Source organism: Shewanella alkalitolerans (genome assembly GCF_019457575.1).
Lineage (GTDB): Bacteria > Pseudomonadota > Gammaproteobacteria > Enterobacterales > Shewanellaceae > Shewanella > Shewanella loihica.
The window spans coordinates 1,008,735-1,029,609 of record NZ_CP080422.1 but is presented as its reverse complement, the minus strand read 5'-3'; the positions used below and the strand labels follow the sequence as shown (position 1 = coordinate 1,029,609).

Below are 20,875 nucleotides of genomic sequence, written 5' to 3'. Positions count from 1 at the left end.
CCTATCGCTTGAGGGACACGCTTTAACCCCTCTCCCGCAAAAAAGATTCACAAATCGCCTCCCCTAAATTGGCTTCATAGGTCTAGACTTATTCTCAAGGGATAACAAGGATGTGGATGCCATGGCGCCAGCAGGGAATAGCATAGACGACTCGCCGTTTGCGCAGCTTATCTGCGACAAGCAAGGGCTCATTATTGAGGCCAACAACGCCTTGTGTGCGCTGTTTGAGCTCAACCATAAAGCCATCATCAAACGCCCACTCGAGCAGCTACTCACACTTAATCAGACCGACTCAAACGACTCACTGCTTGAGGCCATCACTCATGTCTTGGCACTTGCCTTAGCAGATAGGCAATCGCTCGATGTGCGTCTACACCGCCAATCCAGGATGCCTTGGTATCAGGTGTTTCCCCAAGCGCTAAGCAATAATCGCTACCTGCTGCTGTTTGTCCCCCAACGCGACGACCCCAACATCAATCAGGTATACCTCAAGCGCTTCGAGGCCTTTCTCTGCTCCGCCGATATCGGCATCTGGCACTATGACTCCGCCACGGGCGAGACACGTTTCTCCAACCGGGTGAAGGAGTTGCTGCAACTTAACCATCACAGTCCCCTAAGCTGGCAGAGTCTACAGCAGATGGTCACGGTGAAAGATCGCCATAAGTTTGACCCCTTTCTCGCCCCCTCGCCCTCGGGAAAACATAAACTAGCGTTTCGTTTTCGCATCGACTCAAACGATGTCGCCAGGGTGTACGAGCTTTTCGCCGAGCATATCTATCTGGAAAATGGCCACTTTAAGCTGCTCGGCCTCATCAAAGATCAGACAGAGTCCAAGGCGATGCTAGATGCCCTCAACGAGGCCAACGAGTCGAAGAAGCTGGCGCTCGAGGCCGGTAACATAGGCAACTGGCGGGCACAGATAGATGAACAGGGACAGTGGATCTGGCAGTGGGATCAGAGGGCCAACGAGATGTTTTGCCTCAACATCGAAGATATTGGCGTGCTGGAGAAGTGGGCCGAGCGGATCCACCCGGAAGACTTCCCCGCCGTCATGGCCGCGGTGGAAGACTCACTGGCCAACGGCAATCCATTTCATCAGGAGTATCGCGCCATTCTGCCCAACCAGGAGATCATCTACATACTGGCCAAGGGTAAGGTGAGCCAGGGGCAGAACCAACAAAACAGCCGTATCGATGGTATCTGTATCGATCAAACCCCCATCTACCAGGCGCGCCTGGCGCTGCAGGAGAGCTACCGCTCACTCGAGAGCCGGGTAAAGCAGCGCACCACAGAATTGCAGCTTGCCAAGGAGCGGGCCGAAATCGCCAGCCAGGCCAAGAGTGAGTTTCTCTCTATGATCAGCCACGAACTGCGCACGCCGATGAACGCGGTGATCGGCGCACTGGAGCTGCTCTCCCTGGCCGACAAGTCGGGCGAGGAAAGAGATCTTATCGAGACGGCGTCGACCTCGGCCAATAATCTCATCTATATCCTCAACGACATCCTCGACATCAACAAAATAGAGTCGGGCAAGATGCAGCTGGAGCAGCAAGACTTCCACCTCGCCGGGGTGATCGCCGACCTGATCAAGAGCTTCTCGCCGGTGGCCAGCCGTCAGGGGTTACGCTTTGCCGTACAGGAAGCTCTGGAGCTGCCCGACTGGGTCGAGGGAGATATCGTCAAGGTGCGGCAGATCCTCAGTAACCTACTCAGCAACGCGATGAAATTCACCCACAGCACACAGGAGCAGACCGGCTGTGTGTCGCTGAGCATCACGGTAGGTGAGCAGAATGACATAGTGACCCGGGTACGCTTTACCGTGACAGACAATGGCATAGGCATAGACAAGGCGACCCAGAAACGTCTGTTTACCCCCTTCGTGCAAGCCCAGCGCTCGACCACGCGCAACTATGGCGGCACGGGCCTGGGCCTGGCTATCTGCGGCAAGCTCACCAACCTGATGGGCGGCAGCATCAGCCTTAAAAGCGAACTTGGCCAGGGGGCGCAGTTCTGTGTCGAGCTTCCCTTCTGGCGCGCCCATCACCATGAACAGACCCAGGAGCTTAGCGAACACACCATAGGCGTGGTGAACCTGGGCCAGTCCCAGGCCACACTTGACTGGATAAAACAGTGTTTGACCGACAAGGGGGGCAGGGTCAAATGCTACCAGGCCGAGCAACTGGGTATCGATACCCTGGCTCTGCCTCTGGTGATCATTCTCGCCACAGGCGAGGCTGACGAGCTGCACTTTCTCGCCAACCAGGCGGCGAGTCCAAAGGGCCACAGCAACTGGCTTGTCGCCCTGCCCCAACATCAACGCAAGGCGCTGACACAGACGATTCCCCAGATAGACAGCCTGGACAGCTACCTGCTTTCCAAGGCCTTGCTGCTCAAGGCGGTGCACAAACGCCTAGACAAAGGCCTTGCCATCGACCTCGACGAGATGGAGCTGGATCTCTGCGACCCACTGACGCAGGAGCCAATGCCAGGGCTTAAGGGAGATGCCGACATACTGGTGGTCGAAGATAACCCGTTAAATCAGAAGCTGATTCTTAAACAGCTCGACATGCTCGGCTATCGCTGCAACCTCGCCGAAGATGGTCTGGCCGGGGTGCACCTCTGGCAGTCGGCAGACTATAAGCTAATCCTTACCGACTGCCACATGCCCAACCTAGACGGCTATGACATGTCTAAACAGATCCGCCAGATAGAGAACAGCACCCAACGAAAATCTGTGCCCATAGTGGCCATCACAGGGGCCGCCATGGCCACCGAGCTAGATGACTGCTACCGCTCGGGCATGAACGACTTTGTCAGTAAACCTGTGCAGCTTAGAGACCTGAAGAAGGTCATCCAGAAATGGTATCGCCATGAAGAATAGTCCCCAGATCCTCAACCCTAAGATCATGCGTGATCTCATCGGCAATGATCCCGGGCTCATCGCCCAGTTTAAGCAGGACTTCGTCGCCCAGGCCCGCACCAGCCTGCGCGAGTTGGCCACCCACTACAACAACCGTGAATTTGCCGGCCTCAAGCAGGGGGCGCACTTTCTCAAGACCTCTGCCAAGGCGATCGGCGCCGAAGAGGTTGCCGACAAGCTGCAACAACTGGAATATGCCGCCCTGGGGGAAGATATGCCCCAGTGCAAGCAGCTCATCATCCAGCTCAAAAATGCCCTGCAGTCCCTGATAGAGGTGATCAACTCATGACTCGAAAACCCAGCGTTGCCTGTCGCCACCCCGAAGTGATCATGCTCTATGAGAAGGAGGAGGATATCTCGGGCGCCGCCAATATCATTGCCGAGCAGGTCGACGAATATCGTACCGTACCCGTGACCCGGCTAGTGGGCGAGCAGATAAAAGAGCATAAGCCTTCTGTGATCCTCTTTGCCATGAGCTCGGTGAAGCTCAGCATAGAACTCTATACCAAGCTCCTTAAAAACCAGCAGATCGCCTACAGGCATTACGCCATAGTACTGTGCAAGAACAAGGAGTCCGCCCTGGCCTTTCGCAGCTGCATCAAGGGCGTGTTCGACAACTACTTCGTCTACCTGCCCCTGTATGAGAAGTTTCGCCTCAAGATGATAGTCCACAACGGACTGAGGCAGAGCCAGGGGGATGATCACTATGCCGGTCTGGATGACGACCAGCTGGAGTGCATCGATACCAACCTCGCCTCGCTCATCGAACTCAGCAGCCAGTGTAAGCGCCAACTACTGGATTCGGTCGACTCCTGCAAGGCGTCAGTCGAACAGTCGACCGAGCAGCTTCCCCATGGCAGTGAGGGCATGAGTCACGACAAGGCGCTGGTCAAGTCGCTGGCCAAACAGCATATCGAGCCCCTACTGACTCAGCTGGAGCTGGAGATCAAAGATGGCCTGGATCTCATCCTGGCGCAGCTCACCAGTCGCCATAGCGAGATCAAAGACATTAAGCAGCAGGTGATCGCCAAACAGCAAGCCAAGATCCCCACCCAGGCCCTGGTCAGTTCGCTGCTGGATGAACATGAGGCCAAGCCCCCCAAGAAGAAGATCTTGGTGGTCGAGGATAATCAGATCTACCGGGAGATGATAGTCAAGGTGCTTGAGCAGGATGAGTATGATACCGAGCAGGCCTGCGACGGTCTTACGGCCCTCAAGATGATCAAGGGTAACGATTACGCCCTGATCCTGATGGATCTCTACATGCCTCATCTGGATGGCATCAACACCACCAAACAGCTCAAGGCAGATAATGACGGCAAGGATATTCCCGTGGTGGCGCTGACCAGCAACAACAACCGTGAGCTGATCAAGCGTTGGGCCCAGGTGGGACTGAAGGGCTATATTCTTAAGCCCTCCAATCGCACCGAGATCCTTCAGGCGGTCAAGACCGCCATCGAATATGGCTAAGCCTTAACCTCACCAATGGGCAGGATCACCCGGCCATACTCCTGGTTAAGCACCTGAGCCATGGCGAAGTAGATGGCGCTGGCGCCGCAGAAGATCCCTTCGAACCCGGCGATCATCCCGATCAACTCGCTACCCGTGAAGTCACGAGCCGCAAGCAGGAAGAAGAGTATCGTCAAGGAACCGAACACCACCTGCTTGGCGCGTGGATAACGCAAAGAACCGACAAACATGAAGGCGGTAAACAGGCCCCAGAGGCTTAAGTACCAGCCCATGAAGTGACTCGGACTGGCAGGGGCGAGGCCAAGCTTAGGCAGCATGATTAGCCCCACTAAGGTAAACCAGAACAGGCCATAGGAGGTAAATGCCGTAGTGCCGAAGGTATCTCCCCGTTTAAAGCACATCATGCCCACCAGCACCTGGCCCAGACCACCGTAGAAGATCCCCATCGCCAAGATCATGGCATCGATGGCAAAGAAGCCCGCGTTGTGTATGTTCAATAGCACGGTCGTCATACCAAATCCCATCAGACCCAGAGGCGCTGGATTGGCCAATTTTGTCGACATTTAATTCCCCTCGTTATCGCTCGCAGTGAATGATGCGCCCCCGTGGCGCGGTCAAAATCGCGGCGGATTCTAGAGAAGTCTTAAGGGCTTCACAATGCCAGGCCAAATGGCCAAAACGCCATAATTAAAATCAATATAAAACAACATGATAACTAAAGGCTGTCGAGAAGGGACATTGACAGGCAAGAAAAATCGCTAATGAATTCATTAAGATAAACAAGGACAGCAGACCGCGTGATACCAATATCGCAAAAAACGAGGTTTCAAGAGGTTCATCACAAAGTGAGTTTCGGGCCGCTCCCGGATAAACATCAGATGCTAATGAAAAGCGGGCTAGACAAGATGAGCCTCTCACTTCTCCATTTGTCGTGATTCAACCCACAAAAAAATCAGCAGAAGGGCTTAGTTAACCATCTGCTGATCTAGATCAGTTTTGCGCCTCAATCAAAAGCTAATTTTGGCGCTCATTTTAGGTGCTTGGCTTAAATGCTTGGCATTAGTACCAGGCTTAAGTGCCTGGCGAGCGCCAAAGCTCTTAGCCAAGTTTTTTAAAGGGCTTAGCAACATCTTGCCATCAGGAAAGCATTCACATAGCCGCCATCCCGAAAGGCGTAATCTTTGGCCTCGCCTTCTATCTCGAATCCATGGGATTTATAGAGGGCGACGGCGGCCTCGTTGTCGGTATAGACCTCGAGCTCGATGCGCCGCACCGCCAGCCAGTTGGTCGCCAGATCTATCATGGCTCCCAGCAAGGCACTGCCAATCCCCTGCCCGCGGGCCGACTCGCATACCGCCATGCCAAAGTTGGCCACATGCTTGCGCCTGGCATTGCTATAGACCTCCATGCCGAGTTGACCCACTATCTTGCCATCGCGTACGGCCACCAGGCTGTAACAGTTCTCCGGCAGATCCTTTAGCCGCTTCTGCCAGAAGGCCAGCGACGGATAGGGACGCTGCAGGGTGCCGGCATAACAGCTACGCTGGCCATAGAGGGCAAAAATTCCCTCTATGTCGCCATCTGTGCTGTGACGTATGCTGATCTCTGGGGCTTGGGGGGAATCAAACTCTTGCTCTGCCATAAACGTCCTTTATTTCCTTATAAAAGAAGGCAATATGCCACAGTAGCAATAGGCTAAGCAATGACAGTATGAACAAGGCCGCCGCTCCGCTGGCTATAGATTTAACCCGTAGCACTAGTACGCAACACTTACCCCTAGCACTAATCCACAACACTAATCCTTTACGCTAATCGGTAACACTAATTCGCAACACTAATCCGTAACACTAACCCGTAACACTAGGCCTTACCCGTAGCAAGCGCCCGCTGCGCCGGATTCCCCATGGCGATAAGCTTTGGCGCCTGCTTCTGCGCCTCGCTGAAATCCTGCTTGCGCTGCCAGCCGAACCACTGGTTGGCGATCAGCGTCTGCGCCACGGGGCCGCCTAAGGTGTTACCCGGGCCGAGCACTATCACACAGTCAGGGGCAAACTCCTTCACTCCAACCGCCATCGCCTGACTGAAGTCATAGGGCGCCACCACCTGATGATCTAATGTGTAGTTGTGCAATCTTTCCATGTCGCTAGAGAAGCGTCCCCAGATCTGTCCCCGACCATCCACCATGGGCAGCTTAGGCCGATGAAACAGCGACGCGGGCAGCGCCTGCTGACCCCGGCGGGCGATCTCTTGCAGCAGCGGTGAGTGGAAGGCGCCGTGATTATAGAGACGCATAGGGTAGCGATCCTCCAGCTTGGGCAGACGGGCCTCGGCCTGGGTAAGACCCGCCTCGTTACCCGCCAGCACGCGATAGCCCCCGAGGTGAATAGAGGTGTAGAGCTCACAGCCCGCCTCCTGGTTCACCTCATCGATGACCTTATCCAGCAGTGCTGTCTTGGCATGGTCCCGGCGCCAGTTATCATCCATCTCGGGATAGATCATCTGCCCGCCGATCAGGCCATCACTCATCATGCTGCCCATGGTGTTGATCACCTCGATAGCGCCGCGCTCATCCAGGGCGCCAGCCAGTGCCAAGGCAATATACCAGCCCATGGAGTTGCCGGTCACCGCCACTATCTCAAAGCGCTCGCGATCGATATCCATGAAGTCGGCCATGGCGCAGGCATAGATGAGGGCCGAGGCATTCTCCCCCGGCGTATGTAGCTTGAAGGAGTACTTACTCTGGCCATCGAGGTCGGCGATCGGCCGCTGGCCCAGGTCGCGTCGATAGGCATCGATCGCCTCGATAAAGGCGGACTTGTCGCCATGGTGTCTGGCGAGATAGCCAAGCTCCTCCTTGTTGTAGCATCCTCTTCCCGGCGCCACCACCAAGGCCCTTAGCTTGCCCGTCGCACTACCCGCTTGCTCGCTCTTCATCATCTTGGCTTCCTGTATCATAAGACTTGTCTCACTCCCGCATCCTGGATGGTTTCACTGCCCTCATCGTCAACTCCGTGCTCGCCAACCTGGGCCTGCTCACCAACCAGGGCCAGGGCGGCCTCAACAATTTTTGAGCGACTCGGCAGCGGCAGGGTCGCCGCCTCGGCCAGCGGGATAAAACAGTCCTCGGCGGTGAGCCTGGCCATCTGCGGCGCGAGATCCCCCAAGCGCTCATGGACGCAGGTCACTATCGCCTCGCTCACCGAGCCACTGCGGCGGCACTCATCGACGATCAGCAGGTGTTCGCACTCGCTCACCGCCGCGATGATCGCCTCCTCGTTGAGGGGGATGAGATAGCGCAGATCGATCACCCGACAGTCGATGCCGAGCCCAGACAGCTCGCGCTCGGCCTGACGACTGAGATAGTAGCCGTTGCCATAACTGAGAATGGCCAGCGTCTTACCCTTGCCATAGACCCCCAGCTCTCCATAGGGCAGGGCTTTGGCCTTCTCTTGAGGACAATAGTCATGACTCCAGAGTCCATCTCCCTCCTCATGGAGATCCCGCGTCATGTAGAGTGCAATTGGCTCTAAGAAGATCACCAGTCGCTGCTCCTGCTCGGCCAGCCGCACGCATTCCCGCAGCATCCCCATGGCATCGGCGCCATTAGAGGGACAAGCCAGTATGAGGCCGGGAATGTCGCGAAACACAGCCAATGAGTTGTCGTTATGAAAATGGCCGCCGAAGCCCTTCTGATAACCCAGACCGGCGATGCGGATCACCATGGGATTAGTAAATTGGCCGTTAGAGAAAAACGGCAGGGTCGCCGCCTCGCCGCGGATCTGATCCTCGGCGTTGTGGACATAGGCGAGGAACTGGATCTCAGGAATCGGCAGCAGGCCGTTGTGGGCCATACCTATGGCCAGGCCTAAGATAGAGGTCTCATCCAACAGGGTATTGATCACCCGGTTGGGGCCGAAACGCTCCACCAGGCGCGAGGTCACATGATAGACACCGCCCTTCTTGCCCACATCCTCACCGCAGACCACTATGTTCTGTTGGCGCGCCATCAACTCGGTGAGTGTCATGTTAATCAGCTTACCCATGTGCAGCGGTTTACCCAGAGAATTTTTGTCTGCACTAAAGAGCTGAGCGAAGGCCTCATCGGTCAGCTTATGGTGAGTCAGCGGCTTGTCATTGACGGGCGGGATCACCGCCGCCATCGCCGCCTTGGCGCTGTTCAGTTTTGGCCGCTCAACCGCCACCCTGGCGATGGCGGCGATGCGCGCCTTGAGCGTCTGATACTGGTTGACTATCTCGTCCGGGGTCATCAGCTTGGCTTCGATGATCTGCTTGGCACTGAGCAGCAGCGGGTCCTGAGCCTCGTTATCGAAGATCTTCTGTTTGCTGAGGTAGGCTATTTCGGCGTCGCTGCCGGCATGGCCCATCAGGCGCACGGTTCTGACATGTAAGAAGGCGGGCCTTCGCTTGACCCTGGCATACTCGGCCGCCTGACGGCTAACCCGATAGCAGTCCAGCAGATCCCGCCCATCACAGTAGAAATACTTGATGCCGGCGCGATCTTTAAAGTTGGCGGCTATCCAGCCATTTGGGGTCGCGGTAGAGATACCTATGCCATTGTCTTCACAGACAAACAGCAGCGGCAGCGGCACCTGCTGGTACGCGGCCCAGCCGGCGGCATTGATCGCCGTCTGCGCGCTGGCATGGTTGGCCGAGGCGTCGCCGAAGTTACAGAACACCAGGCTGTCCTCGGGCAAGACGCTGTCGATATCTAGCCTTTGCGTCAGCGGAATGCTCAGGGCCGCCCCCACCGCCTTAGGCAGATGTGAGGCTATGGTGGAGGTCTGCGGCGGTATCATCAGCCGCTTACTGCCGAGCACCTTGTGACGGCCGCCCGAGATAGGGTCTTCGCTGGAGGCGGCAAAGGAGAGCAGCATGTCCCACAGGGAGGTCTCGCCGGGCACCTGGCGCGCCCTCTCAATCATGAAGGCCGCGCTGCGATAGTGCAGAAATGCCATATCGGTCGGGCGCAGCGCCGCGGCGCAGGCGGCGTTGCCTTCGTGCCCCGAGCTGCCTATGGTATAGAAACCCTGGTTGCGGGCGCGCATCTTACGGGACTCGAGATCCAGCAGGCGGCTCTTCATCTGTGACTCGAAGATGCCGACGAAATCGGCATCACTGAGCCCCAGGCGGGTATGGCACCAGCCCTGCTCTATCTCTAGGAAATCTTGCTGGGATACACGTTCGACAAATTGCCTGTCGAGGGCGATAGCTCTATCTTCCAAGTTGATCTACCTCAATTGGGCGCAACTAGGCCTATACCACAGGCGTTCACTCGGCCGCTGCGACGAGAAGGCGGAGCGACGCCGTCGCTCCGAGCTGAAGGAGAAGGATTACCCGAAGGCCTGAATGCCGGTCTGCGCGCGGCCCAGGATGAGCGCATGAATATCATGGGTGCCCTCGTAGGTGTTGACGGCCTCGAGGTTCATCACGTGGCGGATCACATGGAACTCGTCGCTGATGCCGTTACCGCCATGCATGTCGCGGGAGGTACGGGCGATCTCCAGCGCCTTACCGCAGGAGTTACGCTTGATGAGTGAGATGGCCTCTACAGGTAAGGCGTCCTGATCCATCAGGCGACCGGCCTGCAGGCAGGCAAACAGGCCTGTGGTGATCTCTGTCTGCATGTCCGCCAGCTTCTTCTGGATCAGCTGAGTGGCTGCCAACGGGCGGTTAAACTGAATACGGTCCAGGCTGTATTGACGCGCCGCGTGCCAGCAGAACTCTGCCGCCCCCAGTGCGCCCCAGGCGATGCCGTAGCGGGCCTTGTTGAGACAGCCGAACGGCCCCTTGAGTCCCTCGACGTTAGGCAGCAGCGCCTCTTCGCCCACCTCGACATTGTCCATCACTATCTCGCCGGTGATAGAAGCTCTAAGGCTGAACTTACCCTCAATCTTAGGTGCGCTCAGCCCCTTCATCCCCTTCTCGAGGATGAAGCCACGGATCACGCCGTCGAGCTTGGCCCACACCACAAAGACATCGGCGATAGGCGAGTTAGTGATCCACATCTTGGCGCCATTGAGACGATAGCCGCCGTCGATACGCTCGGCGCGAGTCTTCATTCCACCGGGATCTGAGCCCACATCCGGCTCGGTCAGACCGAAACAGCCCACCCACTCGCCGGTTGCCAGCTTAGGCAGGTATTTCTGACGCTGCGCCTCGCTGCCATAGGCATAGATGGGGTGCATCACCAGCGAAGACTGCACGCTCATGGCGCTGCGATAGCCGCTATCGACCCGTTCAATCTCTCGGGCCACCAGGCCATAACTGACATAGTTGGCGTTGGCGCAGCCATAGGCCTCGGGCAGAGTCGCCCCCAGGAGCCCGAGCTCACCCAGCTCATTCATGATCTCACGGTCGAAATGCTCATTGCGATTGGCCATCAATACCCGGGTCATCAACTTCTCTTGGGCATAGTCGTGCACCATGTCGCGGATCATGCGTTCATCTTCGCTAAGTAACGCATCGAATTGCAGTGGATCTTGCCAATCAAATTTCACTCGAGCCATGAGTCTGTTCCTTGCTGTCATTTATTGTTGTGTTGCAACTGGTGACTAATTCACCACTTGCTAATTCGACTAGCATAGGCATAATTTATCCGTAGGAAAAATATTCTTTTTGTTTAGCTTGCATAGTTATTACATATATCTTACGTAAGCGTAAAGATGAGTCCCGACACCAACCTAAGAGCCTAGCCATGAACCTCAGAGCCCTGAGCTACTTTGTCGCCGTCTACGATAAGGGCACCATCAGCGCCGCCGCCAAGCAGTGCTATATCGCCCAGCCCTCTATCTCCTCGGCCATCAGCCAGCTCGAAGACGAGCTCAACACTCAGCTGTTTCAGCGCCACGGCAGAGGGGTGAGCCCCACAGAGTCGGCAGAGCGCCTCTATCCCCTGGCCCAGCGGCTGCTAAACGAGTCCAAGGCGATCGCTTCGCTGTTTAATACGCCAGAACAGCGCCAACCCTTCAAGCTTGGGCTGATCAACTCCCTCGGGGTGCAGCGCATGAGCATGCTGCTCAAAGACTTTAGCCAGGCCTGCCATGATATGGAGCTGACCCTGGTCGAGGCCAACGAGCCCTGCGATGCCCGCATAATCACCACCAGTCAGCTAAAGTCGGACGAAGTATTTCAGCCCATCTGGCATGACGACTACCTACTGGCGATCCCCTCAACCATGAGCCTGGCCCTGAAGAAAGAGATCCGCCTGCAGGATCTCAGCGGCCAGCCCTTTATCCACCGCGCGCCCTGCGAGGCCCTGGCGGATCTGCAGCAGCTGATGGATCTCGAGGGGATAAAGATGCAGATCCGCGCGCGGATCCAGACGGTGGAATATGCCGTGGGCTTGGTGGCGGCCGGCGTCGGTATCGCCCTGGTGCCCGCCCTGCCGGTATTGATGGAACAGAGCAACATCATCTATAAGGCGATTGGCGATCTGCAGCTCAGGCGCACGGTCGGTCTGGCCATGCAAAGAGAGGGGGAGCGCACCGAGCAGCAGAAACAGTTACAACAAGTCAGCAAACTCTATAGCTAAAAGGGATCACAGCGGCGTACTCGCCACGCAACACTTCGCCAAAACTTACTCAACACTAGGCGTGAAGCTGTATCATTTTGCATCAGCAGCAGCGAAAACGCTGTGCATATATGACGTAAATGGTAATCTTTTGCTTAGACTCCTGTTTGACCCGATTTAGTGTATCTATACCCATGAAAAACAAGCTGCTGACAAGCCTACTTACCCCTTTGCTCCTCTGCTTTGCCGTGCAGGCCGACGAGCAGAAGGTTTGTCATATGGATGATGAATGTGTCGAAGTTGGTCAGTGGCAACTTGGCCTGGCGCTGGGCTATGGTGAGCGTAGCAACCCTGTTCGCGACTACGACGATATCCCCATCTACCTTGCACCTACCCTGGCCTACTATGGCGACAGATGGTTTTTCGATAATGGCAATCTGGGCTACACCCTGGCGGATGAGGAGCTGTTCAGCGTCAACCTGACCACCAGCTTCAGCAGCGACAGCGCCTACTTCTACCGTTGGGACCCGTCGAACATCTTTATCTCTGGCACTAGCCAGCTAAGCTCAACACCATCGGCATTTACCTCGCGTTTTCAAGCCTTTGGCGCCGAGCCTGAGCCGGTATTTAATGAGCTGGAAGACAGAAAATTTACACTTCTTGGCGGAGCAGAAGCGTTTATTTACACACCAATGGGTATAATCAACCTCGCCCTGGCCCACGATCTTTTCGACGTGCACTCCGGCATGGAGGCCAAGGTGAAGTGGCTATACAACCTATCATGGACCGACTGGAAATTTGAATTCGCCGCAGTGGCTAACTGGAAGAGCGAAGAGATCATCAACTACTATTACGGCGTACGTCCAAGTGAGAACACCTATTGGAGTGAACGCTACCGTGCCGGTTCTGGCACTAATTTAGGATTAGAATTGACGACACAATACATAATGAGTGAGCACTGGGAGTTGCTCTTCCTGGTACGCTATACCGACTTGGCCGATGAAATCACCGCCAGTCCACTCGTCACTGAAAGTTACACCAACACCTACTTTATCGGCACTGCCTATAGGTTCTAAGGTTAGTGTTTTCAATGACTTTCAAGCTGATACAGGCAACTCTTGTCATCATTTTACTGTGTAACATTACCTATGCCGCGGGCCAAGAGTCTACGGCCAGCTTGTCGTTGTCACCCCAATTTTGCATCACGGCCGATGTCGAGCAGAGCTGTGAAATCGAGTTGGTACTGAACTGGGAGACCCCCTATCCCCAGGTAGTTTGCATCATGTCGGATCATAACGAGCTGGAGAAGTGGTGCGCCGACTCGCCCAATACCCATTCACTCACCCTGAAGGTTGAGACACAAAAAGATATTCAATTTGTCATGATAGACAAAGAAAGCCACCAAACTTTGGCCGGCGTAAAATTAAAAGTTACCCCTACTTCGGCGCCTCAGGTGAGACGTCGTTATCGCAACCCCTGGAGTCTATTCTAATGACAGAATCTCAATCGACCCATAGAGTCTTGCTCGTCGAAGACGATATTCGTCTGGCAAACCTGATTGTGGATTATTTAAAGTCGCATGGAATGCACGTGGAAGTTGAGCGTCGCGGTGATACCGTATTGACCCGACTGATCAACTACAAACCAGATATCATCTTGCTCGATATCATGCTGCCAGGGATGGATGGCCTTACCCTCTGTGAAAAACTGCCTGACTACTTCGCCGGCCCTATCCTGCTGATGAGCGCATTGGGTTCCAACGAAGATCAAATCAAGGGGCTGGAGCTGGGCGCCGACGACTATGTGGTCAAGCCGGTGGATCCTGCGCTGCTTATCGCCCGCATCAACAATCTGCTGCGCCGCACCGCCAAGCCACCACAGGCGGAGTCTCACTGCCTGAGCTTCGGCAAGCTGAGCATAGATCCCCACACTCAGGCGATTCGCCTTGGCGATCTCGAGGTGGATCTCACCAGCCATGAGTTTGAACTCCTCTGGCTGCTGGCCTCACAGGCTGGCCAGGTACTGAGCCGCCAATATATCTACCAATACCTGCTCAACATAGATTTCGACGGTAAGGACAGGAAGATCGACGTGCGTATCTCACGGCTACGCAAGAAGTTAGGTGACAATATCGAAACCCCATTTAGAATTAAGACGGTATGGGGTCAGGGATATCTGTTCGCCCCAGAAGCCTGGAACAACTAACGGAGCTGCGTTGAAACGACTCTTCATCAGCCTATACCTGCTACTGAGCCTCAGTTTTCTCGGTATAGGCTGGACCTTAGACAGCATCTGGCAAAACAATGTCGACGATAGCGGTGTGCAGGATGCGCCGCTCATCGCCTTAGCCCAGCTGATCGGCAAGCTGCCAGAGAGCCAGCGCGAGGCTTTTCTCGCCGAGCTTAGCACCCAACAAAGCTATCCCCTCAGACTACTGCCTAAGGCTCAGGTGGCGGTCAACCTGGACGACTCACTCGCGCGCGACAGCGTCCTAGTCACGGCGCCGGATGAACAACACGAGCTGCATTTTATCCAGGTGGATGACCAGCAGATCCTGATGGCCGGCCCCATAGAGATAGATCCCAGGGAGCAGCTACGCGGCCTGTTTACCCTCTTCTTCTACCTTTCCCTGGCCCTGGTCGCACTGATCTGGGTTTGGCCCCTGTCACGGGATCTCAAGACCTTGCGCCTGGCGACCAAGGCATTCGGCCAGGCTAAGTGGGACACCCAGATTCAACTCTCCAGCCGCTCTCAGGTGCAGCCGCTGGCCAGCACCTTCAACGAGATGGCGCGCCACATCAGCGCCCTGATAGAGAACCAAAAGCATCTCTCCAACGCCGTCTCCCACGAGATCAGAACGCCCTTGGCCCGGCTCAAATTTGCCCTGGCCCTGGTGCCCCAATACTGCGCGCCGGACTCTGATCCCGCCCAGCGACAGGCGTTTCTCGACGAGATGCAGCAAGATGTCAAAGAGATGGAGACCCTGCTACAGGAGCTGCTGACCTATGCCAGCCTGGAGTCTCAGCAGCAGGACCTGGAATTTGAGTGCTGTGAGCTGACCCGGCTCACCCAACAGACCATCAGCCGGCTGCAAAATCGCCACAGCATTCCCATTTATTTTGACGAGCAGACGCCGGAACTGAAGGTGATGGGCGACCCGTCACTCATCGAGCGGGCGCTGCAAAACCTGATCATCAACGCCCAGCGTTTCGCAAAGAGTCATATCACTATCGCCATCCGTCAGGACAACAAATCGGTACAGCTAGAGGTGATGGACGATGGCCCGGGCATCGCCGCCGTGGATCAGGAGAAGATCTTCGAGCCCTTCTATCGCAGCAAGGTGGTGCAGAACGGCAACAAGGGTCATGGCCTGGGACTGGCCATCATCAAGCGCATCATGCACAAACACAATGGCCGGGTGTCGCTGGCCAGCGAGCCTGGCAACACGGTATTTACCCTGAGCTGGCCCAGGGTGAGTACCAACAGACTAAGAAAATAGCAGGCGGGAAGCGGGGTTAAACGAGTAAGTGGTTTGTCGATGAGGGCGAACGCGACATTGGGTTAACGCCCGCCCAGCTCATTCGGCATCGACGTCGAAGTCCAGCGATTGGGTCGCGGCGGCGCGCTCCTCCAAGATAGCCGTCTTCTTCGCCTTTAACAGTGCCAGGCGACGACGGCGATGGCGCTGCTTACACAGGCGGATCACCTCATTTTTCTGGGCGTCAGAGAAGTTCAGCCAGTTGAAGCGCTCGTCTCTGCTACGCAGGCAGCCCTTGCAGTAGCCCCTGGCGTCTGTCTGACAGACACCAATACAGGGACTGGGGATCTCGAAAAACTCTAACTGTTCCATGGGGGCTAGCCGCACCTAATTATCTATGTCATCTTGAATTCGGGCTCACATAAGGGGACGCTAAATGAGCCTATAGTTAAAACATAACCTAATTCTCGACAACTGGCTAAACTTTATTCATATCGCTACACTAAAAACTCTTGTATAAATAAGCTGATAGCTGAATTTATGATTATTTCACAGGAAGCCCTATGAACTCACTACGCCTGCTCATCCTCACAATCGCCGCCTTGCTACTGGGCGCCTGTGCCAGCAAGCCCACCACAGATTACGATACCCAATATGATTTTGATTCGCTCAAGCGCTTCACTCTGCAAAGACCGGCCAATATCGGCGATCCCCTCAGCACTGAGCGAATCGATAGTGCCATCGTCGACAGCCTGACACAGCGCGGCTACAGCCAGGTCGCCGAACAGTCTCAGTTTATGGTGACCTATGGCTTTAAGGTGGTGGACAAGCCAAAGAGCTCTGGCCTCTCAATCGGCCTAGGCACTGGCAGCTGGGGCAGCTCTGGCGGCGTCGGTGTGGGCACCAGCGTCGGCGTGCCTCTGGGTAGCGACAGCGCCAAGATGCAGATCATCCAGATAGATATCGTCGACAGCGCCAGCAACAAGCTGATCTGGCGCGGCAGCGACAAGTTTGACTACGATGACGGCGGCGAGAAGAAGGCCAAAGAGACCCGGGAAACCGTGAACAAAATTCTCTCTCAGTTTCCCCCTAAGGCCCAATAATCTCCCCGGGTGCTATTGATGGGCGTTGACCGTACGCCCCTTTGCCCAATCCCGCAGCGCGGCCAGCTTTTCCCGCATCACCACGGACAAGGGTCGCGTCTTCATCAACTCACCCAGCAGCAGCTGCTGTGATACGCTCTGCTCCAGCGCCCGCGCCGTGTAACGGGCCGAGATGATCGCCTGCTCTATCTCGGCGCCGGAGAAGCCCTGACTGGCCTGTGACAGCTTGGCCAGATCAAAGTTAAGCGGGTCCAGCTGACGACGCTGCAGATGGATCAGGAAGATCGCCTGGCGCACGCTATCGTCGGGCAGATCCACGAAGAAGATCTCATCCATCCTGCCCTTACGCATCAGCTCGGGTGGCAAGGCGCTGATATCGTTGGCCGTGGCTACCAGAAACACCTCAGATTTACGCTCGGCCATCCAGGTGAGTAGCGCGCCGAGTATCCGCTTAGAGGTGCCATCGTCGCTGCTGCCGCTACTGAGCCCCTTCTCTATCTCGTCGATCCACAAGACACAGGGGGCCATGAGGTCGGCCAGCGCCAGGGCGTTGCGCAGATTCTTCTCTGTCTCGCCGATATACTTGTTATATAGCGCCGACATATCCAGACGCAGCAGGGGCCGCTGCCACATGCCCGCCACCGCCTTGGCCGCCAGGCTCTTGCCGCTGCCCTGTACCCCCAGCAGCAGAATCCCCTTGGGATGATCGACCCGCCCCTCAGCACTCGATGCAGGGCTACGCTGGGACAGCCATTTCTTGAGGTTATGCAGGCCGGCCACCTGAGAGAAGTCGCTGGTGTCATATTCGAACTGTAATACCCCCTCCATATCCAGCAGCTTAAACTTGCCCTGGTTGATCCTGTCCACGTCCGAGTGGGTGATCGCTCCGTCGTCCACTATCGCCTTGTGGGCCAGGCGGCGGGCATCGTCGAAGGTCAGCCCCCTGAGGTTCTCCGCCAGCTTGAGCACCGCATCTTCATCGACGCTCTGCAGCAAGCCATCGGCACGGGCCCTGTCTATCTGCTCATAGATGAGATTTTGCAGCTGCGCCGTGTCCGGCAGCGAGATGGAGAAATGGGCGCAGTAGCGTTTGATCTCGGGCGGAATGTCGAAGGCATGACTCACCAGGACTATGGTATGTTTCAGCGCCTCATACTCCAGCGCAATCTCCTTGAGCAGGCGCACATTCTTGGGGGCGTTGTCGACGAAGGGATGAAAGTCACACAACACATAGATCCCCTGCTGACTGGTGGACTTGATCTGCCCCAGGATCTCCGTGGGATCTGTGTTGAACTTCTGAGTCCCCATCTTCACATCGGCGCGGGTCAGCCCCTGAGTGATGCTCCAGGTGAATAGCGGCTGATACAAGATGGTCGACACCCGCTTTAGCAGCTCGATTACCCGGTACTCTTCATAGGTTTCGATCACCACTATGGGGGTGTTTGAGCGCAGGACGGCGGTGAGATCCCTGATATCTTGCATAATCATCCTTAGAAAAATAGTGGGTCGCCAGGCGCTATACTCGCTTAATCGGCCTGGGGACGGCATCAGCTATTGATACCCCACAAGCCGGGTAAATTCAATCTCATCGGTATCTGATGGCACAATTCGCCCCCGGACTGATCCCGAGAGGAGTTACTGGCATACAGACAGATCGACATGGCAAAATGTCTCTAAGCGTATCAATGCAGGCTATAGTCCTAGGTAATTGGTTGGCAACAAAATAATTATCAGCCCCTTGTTGCCGATTGGTTCCTTGTTAATCTATGTACCGCAATACAAAGGTGTTCAGATGTTTGGTTTTAATCGAAAAAAAGCGCTAATCCAACAGGATGAGGAATATCAGGCCCTGTGTGACGATAGTCAGATGCTTAGGGCGATTCGCCAGAGCGCGCCTTTTATCGAGTTCACCATAGAGGGGAAAATATTATCGGCCAATCAGCAGTTTCTCTCCGCCATCGGCTATAGACTCGAAGAGATACAGGGTCAACACCATAGGCTGCTCTGCAGCCCGTCACTGGCAAGCAGCGCCGCCTATCGCACCTTCTGGCAGAACCTCGCCAGGGGCGAGGCCAATCACGGCACCTTTCAGCGCCAACACAAGGATGGCTCACCAATCTGGATAGAGGCCACCTATGTGCCGGTTGCCGACGACACGGGGCGCATCACCAAAGTGGTCAAGATCGCCAGCGACGTTACCCAGGAGAAACTGCAGGCAGAGCGGCAAGAAGCGATATTCGATGCCTTAAATAAGTCTCTTGCTTATATCGAGTTTACCCCGCAAGGGGAGATCATCAACGCCAACGCCAACTTTTGTAGCGCAATGGGCTACTCGCTCGAGCAATTAAAGGGGCAACACCACCGCCTCTTCTGCACCGAGGCCTTCATGCGCCAGCACCCCGACTTCTGGGCCGATCTCGCCAAGGGGCGTTTTCAGTCCGGCCTGTTTGAGCGCATCACCAGACAGGGACAAGCCATCTGGTTAGAGGCTACCTATAACCCGGTGTTCGATGATGCAGGCCGGGTCGTACGGGTAGTGAAACTCGCCAGCGACATCACCCCGCGCATCTTGCATCAACAAGCGGTACAGGAGGCGTCACAACTCGCGCACCAAAGCGCCGTAGAAACCGTAGAGATCACCGGCCAGGGGGCGAGTACCCTGAGCGCCGCCACCAGCCTGGCCAATGAGATCGATGGCGCGGTGGCCGATGCCACAAGGCTGATGGGCGAACTGGCGCAGCAGTCACAGCAGATCAGCCAGATAGTGCACACCATCGCCAAGGTAGCGGATCAGACTAACCTACTGGCGCTGAACGCCGCCATCGAGGCGGCCCGCGCCGGCGAACAGGGACGCGGTTTCGCCGTGGTCGCCGACGAGGTACGCAATCTCGCCGCCAACACTTCCAATGCCACCCAGGATATCGAGCGCATCGTTGCCCGCAACAGCGAGCTGACCCAAGTGTCTGAGCAGGGGATGCAGTCGATTCAGCAGAAGGTCTCCCTCTCCAATCAACAGCTGGCGGCCACCCAGGCCTTGATCGACGAGATCCGCCGCGGGGCGCAGCAGGTAGCAGATACCGTCAATGGCCTGGTCAGCAAAGACTAATCTCTTATGATTTACATTGAATAGACAGCTAAGCCCAAGAAAACAAAGCTCCAGTAAAACAAAGCACCAGTAAAACAAAAGGCCCACCATGGGGCCTTTTAATGACGATTTATAATCTAGCAAGTAAGGCTTAATGGAACAGGTAGTTCAACCAACCCTGCATCCGCAGTAACACCTTACGCATCACAGCCACGTGGGAGAAATGCTCGGTATAGACGGCCGCCTGACCCGAGACCCCAGCAGGGAAATTACGTTTCGCCTCGTGATCATCGAGCTCTATCAAGACGATAGCGCGCCCCCTAGGCAGCAGCGCCATGGAAGAGATGAGCGACCCCTGAGACTGAAACTCGCCCTCGGCCATGGCTGGCAGCACCTTAGCCACACGTCCCTTAAACACCTGACCCGGCGCTGCGTCTAAGATCATCTCGGCTTCATCTCCCTCCTTGAGTCGCAGCAGAGAGTTTTGCCAGAAGGCGCCGGCAAAGTAGCGATCCTCATCGGGAATAAAACTCACCAGAGAGCGCAGCGGCATAGGCACAGCAATCACCCCTGGGCGCAGTGCCATCTGAGTCACTATGCCATCGGCCGGAGCCCGCACCACAGTGTGCTCGAGATCGTACAGCGCCTTGTCCAGCTCGGCCCTAATCCCGGCCACCTTGGTGTTGACGCCATCGACGTTAGATTCATAGGCGAGCCTGACTCTCAACTCCTCGGATCGCGCCGCGGTGAGCTGCGCCTCTGAGGCCATGTAGAGTTGACGCTTGTTATCCAGCTCAAGCTCGGTGAAGGGCGAATTGGCCCCGCCGCGCTTGCGTCCCTTCTCGTAACGCTCGAACGCCGACTTGGTGCGGTCTCTGTCCGCCGTAGCGCGCTCCACACTGGCCTGAGCCGTCTGCCAGGCCGCCTCCAGCTGAGGCACCTCCAGCTCGGCCGCCGCCAGTGCCGCGCGCTTCTGCATCACCACCGCCTCGAAGGGGGCGGGATCGATACGAAACAGCACATCCCCCTTCTTCAGGGGCACATTGGGTTTCGCCTCGACACTGGTCACCAGGCCGCGCACCGCAGGGTTAATGGGCACGGTCGCAAACACCTGACGGGCATAGGGGGTATAGGGATGGTTGTAGTTCATCAAGAGCACCAGGGCGCCGACGATCACTATGCCGCCGAGAATCGCCGTGGGCACTGTCCATTTGTTTAAGGGAATCTTGAAGATCTTAAAGATGGCGATGCAGATGGCGGTATAGGTCAGAATGAGTAGCAGATCCAT

18 protein-coding genes are annotated in these 20,875 nt (G+C 56.1%); 10 read left to right on the top strand and 8 right to left on the bottom strand.

Features of this window, described 5'->3' with window-relative positions; all coding sequences use genetic code 11:
- The first annotated feature begins 121 nt into the window (after window positions 1-121).
- Genes K0J45_RS04615 through K0J45_RS04605 form a run of 3 tightly spaced genes read left to right on the top strand, consistent with a single transcriptional unit; the run spans window position 122 to window position 4,390 of the window.
- Window positions 122-2,881, top strand: a complete 2,760-nt coding sequence (locus tag K0J45_RS04615; RefSeq protein WP_220044449.1) for an ATP-binding protein — start codon at window positions 122-124, stop codon at window positions 2,879-2,881.
- The gene (locus K0J45_RS04610) at window positions 2,871-3,209 is read left to right on the top strand and encodes an Hpt domain-containing protein (RefSeq protein WP_220044448.1); all 339 of its coding nucleotides are present in this window, start codon (window positions 2,871-2,873) and stop codon (window positions 3,207-3,209) included. Before K0J45_RS04615 ends, K0J45_RS04610 begins: the two co-directional genes overlap by 11 nt.
- Complete coding sequence (locus tag K0J45_RS04605; protein WP_220044447.1) at window positions 3,206-4,390, top strand: response regulator; 1,185 nt, start codon at window positions 3,206-3,208, stop codon at window positions 4,388-4,390. The genes K0J45_RS04610 and K0J45_RS04605 overlap by 4 nt, the downstream gene beginning before the upstream one ends.
- Here the strand turns inward: K0J45_RS04605 and K0J45_RS04600 are convergent.
- The 5 genes from K0J45_RS04600 to K0J45_RS04580 form a co-directional block, all read right to left on the bottom strand.
- Complete coding sequence (locus K0J45_RS04600) at window positions 4,387-4,953, bottom strand: acetate uptake transporter (protein ID WP_220044446.1); 567 nt, start codon at window positions 4,951-4,953, stop codon at window positions 4,387-4,389. The two genes, K0J45_RS04605 and K0J45_RS04600, sit on opposite strands and share 4 nt — an antisense overlap.
- A 557-nt stretch (window positions 4,954-5,510) precedes the next feature.
- Window positions 5,511-6,032 (bottom strand): GNAT family N-acetyltransferase, encoded by a 522-nt coding sequence (locus K0J45_RS04595; RefSeq protein ID WP_220044445.1) that lies wholly within the window; start codon window positions 6,030-6,032, stop codon window positions 5,511-5,513.
- 218 nt (window positions 6,033-6,250) lie between these two features.
- Window positions 6,251-7,324 carry an ACP S-malonyltransferase gene (locus K0J45_RS04590; RefSeq protein WP_434086959.1) on the bottom strand — a complete coding sequence of 358 codons (1,074 nt, stop codon included), beginning with the start codon at window positions 7,322-7,324 and terminating at the stop codon, window positions 6,251-6,253.
- A 17-nt stretch (window positions 7,325-7,341) separates the two neighbouring features.
- Entirely contained in the window at window positions 7,342-9,633 is a 2,292-nt protein-coding gene (locus tag K0J45_RS04585; protein ID WP_220044443.1) for a thiamine pyrophosphate-dependent enzyme, read from the bottom strand.
- Between the two features lie 108 nt (window positions 9,634-9,741).
- Window positions 9,742-10,917 carry an acyl-CoA dehydrogenase gene (locus K0J45_RS04580; protein WP_220044442.1) on the bottom strand — a complete coding sequence of 392 codons (1,176 nt, stop codon included), beginning with the start codon at window positions 10,915-10,917 and terminating at the stop codon, window positions 9,742-9,744.
- Window positions 10,918-11,105: 188 nt separating this feature from the next.
- On the opposite strand from K0J45_RS04580, the gene K0J45_RS04575 reads away from it, so the two are divergent.
- The 5 genes from K0J45_RS04575 (at window position 11,106) to K0J45_RS04555 (ending at window position 15,420) form a co-directional block, all read left to right on the top strand.
- Complete coding sequence (locus K0J45_RS04575; RefSeq protein ID WP_011864704.1) at window positions 11,106-11,942, top strand: LysR family transcriptional regulator; 837 nt, start codon at window positions 11,106-11,108, stop codon at window positions 11,940-11,942.
- 173 nt (window positions 11,943-12,115) lie between these two features.
- Entirely contained in the window at window positions 12,116-12,997 is an 882-nt protein-coding gene (locus tag K0J45_RS04570) for a MipA/OmpV family protein (RefSeq protein ID WP_220044441.1), read from the top strand.
- A 107-nt stretch (window positions 12,998-13,104) separates the two neighbouring features.
- A complete protein-coding gene (locus K0J45_RS04565) occupies window positions 13,105-13,413 on the top strand; it encodes a DUF3019 domain-containing protein (RefSeq protein ID WP_258406173.1) in 309 nt (102 codons plus the stop codon).
- Window positions 13,413-14,126, top strand: coding sequence for a response regulator (locus K0J45_RS04560; RefSeq protein WP_011864701.1), 714 nt, complete (start codon window positions 13,413-13,415; stop codon window positions 14,124-14,126). Before K0J45_RS04565 ends, K0J45_RS04560 begins: the two co-directional genes overlap by 1 nt.
- A gap of 10 nt (window positions 14,127-14,136) precedes the next feature.
- Window positions 14,137-15,420, top strand: a complete 1,284-nt coding sequence (locus tag K0J45_RS04555) for an ATP-binding protein (protein ID WP_220044440.1) — start codon at window positions 14,137-14,139, stop codon at window positions 15,418-15,420.
- A 78-nt stretch (window positions 15,421-15,498) separates the two neighbouring features.
- Here the strand turns inward: K0J45_RS04555 and K0J45_RS04550 are convergent, their stop codons facing one another.
- On the bottom strand, window positions 15,499-15,771 hold the full coding sequence (locus tag K0J45_RS04550) for a DUF1289 domain-containing protein (RefSeq protein WP_220044439.1): 273 nt from the start codon (window positions 15,769-15,771) through the stop codon (window positions 15,499-15,501).
- A gap of 191 nt (window positions 15,772-15,962) precedes the next feature.
- Here K0J45_RS04550 and K0J45_RS04545 point away from each other — a divergent pair, with 191 nt between their 5' ends.
- Window positions 15,963-16,502: a DUF4136 domain-containing protein gene (locus K0J45_RS04545; RefSeq protein ID WP_220044438.1), complete on the top strand. Its 540-nt coding sequence runs from the start codon at window positions 15,963-15,965 to the stop codon at window positions 16,500-16,502.
- A 12-nt stretch (window positions 16,503-16,514) separates the two neighbouring features.
- Here K0J45_RS04545 and K0J45_RS04540 read toward each other — a convergent pair whose 3' ends face one another.
- Complete coding sequence (locus K0J45_RS04540; RefSeq protein WP_220044437.1) at window positions 16,515-17,984, bottom strand: AAA family ATPase; 1,470 nt, start codon at window positions 17,982-17,984, stop codon at window positions 16,515-16,517.
- A gap of 310 nt (window positions 17,985-18,294) precedes the next feature.
- On the opposite strand from K0J45_RS04540, the gene K0J45_RS19790 reads away from it, so the two are divergent.
- On the top strand, window positions 18,295-19,608 hold the full coding sequence (locus K0J45_RS19790) for a methyl-accepting chemotaxis protein (protein ID WP_220044436.1): 1,314 nt from the start codon (window positions 18,295-18,297) through the stop codon (window positions 19,606-19,608).
- Between the two features lie 130 nt (window positions 19,609-19,738).
- Here K0J45_RS19790 and K0J45_RS04530 read toward each other — a convergent pair whose 3' ends face one another.
- Window positions 19,739-20,875 carry an HlyD family secretion protein gene (locus K0J45_RS04530; protein WP_011864695.1) on the bottom strand — a complete coding sequence of 379 codons (1,137 nt, stop codon included), beginning with the start codon at window positions 20,873-20,875 and terminating at the stop codon, window positions 19,739-19,741.

What these genes read in the sequence shown, in the direction of transcription:
- K0J45_RS04615 (WP_220044449.1), top strand. Translation starts at nt 122, where the DNA reads ATGGCGCCAGCAGGGAATAGCATAGACGACTCGCCGTTTGCGCAGCTT.
- K0J45_RS04610 (WP_220044448.1), top strand. Translation starts at nt 2,871, where the DNA reads ATGAAGAATAGTCCCCAGATCCTCAACCCTAAGATCATGCGTGATCTC.
- K0J45_RS04605 (WP_220044447.1), top strand. Translation starts at nt 3,206, where the DNA reads ATGACTCGAAAACCCAGCGTTGCCTGTCGCCACCCCGAAGTGATCATG.
- K0J45_RS04600 (WP_220044446.1), bottom strand. Translation starts at nt 4,953, where the DNA reads ATGTCGACAAAATTGGCCAATCCAGCGCCTCTGGGTCTGATGGGATTT.
- K0J45_RS04595 (WP_220044445.1), bottom strand. Translation starts at nt 6,032, where the DNA reads ATGGCAGAGCAAGAGTTTGATTCCCCCCAAGCCCCAGAGATCAGCATA.
- K0J45_RS04590 (WP_434086959.1), bottom strand. Translation starts at nt 7,324, where the DNA reads ATGAAGAGCGAGCAAGCGGGTAGTGCGACGGGCAAGCTAAGGGCCTTG.
- K0J45_RS04580 (WP_220044442.1), bottom strand. Translation starts at nt 10,917, where the DNA reads ATGGCTCGAGTGAAATTTGATTGGCAAGATCCACTGCAATTCGATGCG.
- K0J45_RS04575 (WP_011864704.1), top strand. Translation starts at nt 11,106, where the DNA reads ATGAACCTCAGAGCCCTGAGCTACTTTGTCGCCGTCTACGATAAGGGC.
- K0J45_RS04570 (WP_220044441.1), top strand. Translation starts at nt 12,116, where the DNA reads ATGAAAAACAAGCTGCTGACAAGCCTACTTACCCCTTTGCTCCTCTGC.
- K0J45_RS04560 (WP_011864701.1), top strand. Translation starts at nt 13,413, where the DNA reads ATGACAGAATCTCAATCGACCCATAGAGTCTTGCTCGTCGAAGACGAT.
- K0J45_RS04550 (WP_220044439.1), bottom strand. Translation starts at nt 15,771, where the DNA reads ATGGAACAGTTAGAGTTTTTCGAGATCCCCAGTCCCTGTATTGGTGTC.
- K0J45_RS04545 (WP_220044438.1), top strand. Translation starts at nt 15,963, where the DNA reads ATGAACTCACTACGCCTGCTCATCCTCACAATCGCCGCCTTGCTACTG.
- K0J45_RS04540 (WP_220044437.1), bottom strand. Translation starts at nt 17,984, where the DNA reads ATGCAAGATATCAGGGATCTCACCGCCGTCCTGCGCTCAAACACCCCC.
- K0J45_RS19790 (WP_220044436.1), top strand. Translation starts at nt 18,295, where the DNA reads ATGTTTGGTTTTAATCGAAAAAAAGCGCTAATCCAACAGGATGAGGAA.
- K0J45_RS04530 (WP_011864695.1), bottom strand. Translation starts at nt 20,875, where the DNA reads ATGGATCTGCTACTCATTCTGACCTATACCGCCATCTGCATCGCCATC.